At 70.5% G+C, this 3,918-nt stretch carries 2 protein-coding genes and 1 pseudogene; 2 read left to right on the top strand and 1 reads right to left on the bottom strand.

What is annotated here, in order from left to right:
• Both G6024_RS16115 and G6024_RS16110 read left to right on the top strand, forming a co-directional pair.
• Nucleotides 1-265: pseudogene (locus tag G6024_RS16115) on the top strand (4-(cytidine 5'-diphospho)-2-C-methyl-D-erythritol kinase); the annotation flags it as partial.
• Nucleotides 266-267: 2 nt separating this feature from the next.
• Nucleotides 268-2,115, top strand: a complete 1,848-nt coding sequence (locus G6024_RS16110) for an ABC-F family ATP-binding cassette domain-containing protein (RefSeq protein WP_159149161.1) — start codon at nucleotides 268-270, stop codon at nucleotides 2,113-2,115.
• 18 nt (nucleotides 2,116-2,133) lie between these two features.
• Here G6024_RS16110 and G6024_RS16105 read toward each other — a convergent pair whose 3' ends face one another.
• Complete coding sequence (locus G6024_RS16105; protein ID WP_067713318.1) at nucleotides 2,134-3,657, bottom strand: HNH endonuclease signature motif containing protein; 1,524 nt, start codon at nucleotides 3,655-3,657, stop codon at nucleotides 2,134-2,136.
• Between the last annotated feature and the right edge of the window lie 261 nt (nucleotides 3,658-3,918).

Raw genomic sequence — 3,918 nt, 5'->3', positions numbered from 1 at the left:
CGGGCTGCTCGCCAACGACATGGAGGCCGCCGCGCTCTCGCTCATGCCCGCCCTCCGCCGGACCCTGCGCGTCGGCCGGGAGGCCGGGGCCCTGCACGGCATGGTCTCCGGCTCCGGCCCCACCTGCCTGTTCTTCTGCACCGACCGTGACCACGCGATCGCCGTCGCCGCCGAGATCAGCGAGCACGGCGTCGCCCGCGAGGTCCGCGTGACCCGCGGCCCGGTCGGCGGTGCGCACATCGTCGACGACCCCACAGGAAAGTAGAGATGGCCCCCACCAACCTCATCAACCTCGAGCAGTGCTCGGTCTCCTTCGGGATCCGGCAGGTGCTCGACAACGTCTCACTGGGCGTCAATGCCGGCGACCGCATCGGCGTCGTCGGCCTAAACGGGGGCGGCAAGACCACCCTGCTGGAGATCCTCACCGGCGTGGCCGAGCCCGACTCCGGGCGCGTCTCACAGGTCAGCGGTCTGCGGACCGCCGTGGTCACGCAGCGCACCGAGCTCGCCGCCGACACCGTGGGCCAGGCCGTGGTCGGCAGGCTCGGCCTCGCGGTCCACGAGTGGGCCGGTGACGCCCGCGTCCGCGCGGTGCTCGACGGCATCGGCATCCACGACCTGGGACTGGACACGCCCGTCGCGGATCTGTCCGGCGGTGAGCGGCGCCGGGTGTCGCTCGCCGCGGCCCTCGTGCAGGATTTGGACCTGCTCGTGTTGGACGAGCCGACCAACCATCTCGACGTCGAGGGGGTCCAGTGGTTGGCGGACCACCTGGTCGCGCGATCGAGTGCGCTCGTCGTCGTCACCCACGACCGGTGGTTCCTCGACACGATCGCCACCCACACCTGGGAGGTGGTCGACGGCCACGTCGAGCAGTACGAGGGTGGCTACAACGACTGGGTGTTCGCGCGCGCCGAGCGCGACCGCCAGGCCGCGGCCACCGAGTCGCGTCGTCAGAACCTCATGCGCAAGGAACTCGCGTGGCTGCGCCGCGGCGCCCCGGCGCGGACGTCCAAGCCGCGCTATCGCATCGAGGCGGCCGAGGCGCTCATCAAGGACGTGCCGCCGCCCCGCGACTCACTACAACTGTCGAGCTTCGCCGCGCGGCGCCTCGGCAAGGTCGTGATCGAGCTGGAGGACGTGCGCCTCGACGCCCCCGACGGCCGCACCCTCGTCGAGGACCTCACCTGGCGACTCGCCCCCGGCGAGCGCGTTGGCCTGGTCGGCGTCAACGGTTCCGGCAAGACCACGCTCCTGCGCGCGCTCGCCGGTGAGGCCCCCCTCGCCGCGGGCAGCCGCAAAGAGGGCAAGACCATCCGGATCGGGTGGCTGCGTCAGGAACTCGACGACCTGCCGCTGGATCAGCGGGTGCTCGAGGCGATCGAGGACGTCGCCGCCCGGGTGGCGTTCGGCAAGGACGAGCTCACCGCCTCCCAGTTGGCCGAGCGGCTGGGCTTCTCGCCGGCCCGTCAGCGCACGCCCGTCGGCGACCTGTCCGGCGGCGAGCGACGGCGCCTGCAGCTCACGCGCGTGCTCATGGCCGAGCCCAACGTCCTGCTGCTCGACGAGCCCACCAACGACCTCGACATCGACACGCTGCGCCAACTCGAGGACCTGCTCGACGGCTGGCCCGGCACGATGGTCGTCATCTCGCACGACCGCTACCTCGTCGAGCGCATCTGTGACTCGGTGTGGGCGCTGTTCGGCGACGGCCAGCTCACCAACCTCCCGCGCGGCATCGACGAATACCTCGAGCGCCGTCGCGTCGCCGGGGCGGCTGGCGACTCGGGCAAGGTGTCGCGCTCCACGCCGGGCGCCGCGTCTGCTTCGGCTGGCGGCTCTGGGGCCGGTGCCGCGGGTGGTAGTGCCACGGCTCCCGCCCTCTCCGCCGCCGAGGAGCGGGCACTCACCAAGGAGATGTCGAAGATCGAGCGGCAGATGGGCAAGCTCGACAAGCGCGAGGCCGAGCTCCACAAGGCCATGGCCGATGTCTTGGCAGGGGCGATGGACACCGAGAAGCTGGCCGCCCTGGACCGCGAGCTCAAGGACGTCTCCGTGGAGAAGGACACGCTCGAGGAGCGCTGGATGGAACTGGGCGAGCAAATCGAGGGTTGAGGCGCCCGGCCGGCCGACCTAGGCAGCCGACTGCGACCCCGGTTCGCGCTCTGCAGCGTGGAGTCGCTGTTCCGCCTGAGCGCGCAGGTACCTCCGTTCGGAGGCGCGACGGTGCCGGGTGTGCGGTTGGCGCTGCGATCCGGGTATGCCGTCTCCGGTTCTGCCGGCTTCGGCGGCCTCCTTCTGTAGCCGGGAGCGTTCGGGGTGTCGCGGTGCGCCGAACTCCGCCAATGGGCCGGTGGGGGTGGTGATGACGCGTGTCCCGGGGTCCTTGTCGGGATGGTTCGGACCATGTATCCACACGTAGTCTCCGTCAGTGCTCCGGTAGTAGGCCCAGATGCCATCGGTCTTGAGGCGATGGTGGGTGCGGCAGATGCTGCCGAGGTCGTCGCTGGTGGTGTATCCGCCGCGTTGGGGATCGTCGTGGTCGAAGGGGATGATGTGGTCGAGGTCCGTCTTGTCCGCCGGGGTCTGGCAGCCGGGGAAAACGCAGGTGCCGTCGCGACCCCGACAGAAGCGGGCCAGTGCCTCCGAGGGGTTGTACCGGCGGGAGGCCTCACTGTCCGGGTCCGCGAGCGTGTCGATCGCGTCGAGTCTGCGCCTGGCGAATCGCTGCAGTTCATCGGACGTGAAGCGACTGACGGGGCCGTAACCTGCCACGAACAGGCCCCGGAAGTCCGCGTCCCCGTCGTCGTAGGCGTGGATCACGACCCGGCGGGCCGCGGCCATCGCGTCCGGGTCCGTGGGGTGGTCTCCGTCGGGTGCGGGCAGACAGGTCCAGCCGCGGCTCAGGGCGAGGAGGCCGGCGGCCCTGAGTTGCCCGATCGACCGGGGGTCGTCTGTTGCGGCGGTGCGGACCAGGGCTTCGATCCGCTCGGTGATCTCCAGGCCGTCGACGGCTGAGAGGGTCGCGGTGAGCAGCGCGAGATCGCCGGTGACCGGCGTCATCTTCACGTTCTGCTCTCGCCGAGCCTGTTGTGCGCGGGCGTCCGCTCCCACGGGGTCGCAGCTCGCGACGTGCTTGCTGAGCATCTTGCGCAGTGGCCCGATCCTGGGAGGGTGGGTTCGGCGCCTCGTCGGTGCGAGTCCCTCGCTGATGCGGCGGTCGAGTTCCGGCATGAGACGGTCCTCCACCAGGGCGGTCTCCTCGGCGATGGCGTGGGCCGCGTCGACTCCGATCCACCCAGTCGTCAGCAGTGTCGCGGTGAGAGGCAGCCGCTCGGTCAGTTCTATGGCGGTGGCCACCAGCCGAAATGCCCCGCGGCGGGACAAAGCCATCGAGGCGCTCACCATGGTCGCCGCCGTGTCCAGGGGATCGCGTCGCTGGTCGTTCTGGGTTGACCTGGATACGCAGTCGTACGCAAAGGCCACAGTGCGGCCTTCGGCAGCGTTGATCGCCCGCTGCGCGAGATAGCCGCGTCGCTGTCCGGGGTCCCATCGGCTGAAGGCCTCAGGGACGACGACGTCGGTGGCGGGGGTAGGCACCGTCGTGAATCCCGGCGGGGTCACGAACGGCGAGTGGGCGGTGTCTGTTGGGCTCATGGTTCGACTGTATGTTCGAGGTACGACATGGTCGGAAGAAGTGGCTGTCACGGCCGTGACCTGCGGTGCCCTGGATGCCCCGTTCAGGGCGGCGCAGGTCAGACGGCACTGCGGTTCAGACGGCACTGCGGTTCAGACGGAGGCGTGGACGGCAGCCAGAAGTGCGTCGGCGTAGGTGAGGCATGGCGGTACGGCGTGCCACCGCGCCCGGGCGCTCTATGGATACCGCCAGGCCGTGGGCCCGGGCGGCGTCTGCAGCCT

This window comes from Dietzia maris, assembly GCF_014144855.1.
In the GTDB taxonomy this organism is placed as follows: domain Bacteria; phylum Actinomycetota; class Actinomycetes; order Mycobacteriales; family Mycobacteriaceae; genus Dietzia; species Dietzia kunjamensis.
Note: the sequence above shows the minus strand (reverse complement) of the source record. Positions and strands in the feature narration are given on the sequence as shown.

Coding starts and splice junctions, on each gene's coding strand:
- G6024_RS16105 (WP_067713318.1), bottom strand. CDS start 3,657: ATGAGCCCAACAGACACCGCCCACTCGCCGTTCGTGACCCCGCCGGGA.
- G6024_RS16110 (WP_159149161.1), top strand. CDS start 268: ATGGCCCCCACCAACCTCATCAACCTCGAGCAGTGCTCGGTCTCCTTC.